The sequence below is a fragment of the Kitasatospora griseola genome (assembly GCF_014648555.1).
GTDB classification, from domain to species: Bacteria; Actinomycetota; Actinomycetes; order Streptomycetales; family Streptomycetaceae; genus Kitasatospora; species Kitasatospora griseola.
The window spans coordinates 89847-90315 of sequence record NZ_BMRI01000008.1 but is presented as its reverse complement, the minus strand read 5'-3'; the positions used below and the strand labels follow the sequence as shown (position 1 = coordinate 90315).

Here is a 469-nt window from a genome sequence, read left to right as displayed (position 1 = left end):
GGTCCAGCAGCGCGGCGGCCGCCGGGTCGTCCAGCAGGGCGGGGGAGAGCGCGGAGGCGGCCGAGCCGGTGCGGTAGTAGTGCAGGCGGGAGCGGCCCGCGCCGAGGTCGTGCGGCAGGTCGGAGCCGCCGGTCTCCTTCAGGTAGACGCCGGTGGGACGGTGCGGGTCCACCGCCACGGCGGAGACGTCCACCCCCGCCGCGGCCAGGTCGCCGGTGAGGCGGCGGCCGAAGCCGTCCGCGCCGACCCGGCTGATCCACGCGGTCGGCACGCCGAGCCCGGCGAGCGCCGCGGCGACATTGGACTCGGCGCCGCCGACCGAGGGCCGGAACGCGCCGACGGCCTCGAACGGTCCCGGCCGGTCGGGCAGCAGCACCGCCATCGACTCGCCCAGGCACACCGCCCGGCCGGTCGCCGCCCCGCCGTCCTGATCCGCCATCAATCCCGCTCCCTCACCCTCGGGCCCGTG

The 469-nt window shown here is 78.7% G+C and carries 1 protein-coding gene; it reads right to left on the bottom strand.

All coding sequences use genetic code 11. The features are described from left to right. On the bottom strand, positions 1 to 439 hold a 439-nt coding region (locus IEZ12_RS38315; RefSeq protein WP_229847483.1), incomplete at its 3' end, for a PfkB family carbohydrate kinase. Between the last annotated feature and the right edge of the window lie 30 nt (positions 440 to 469).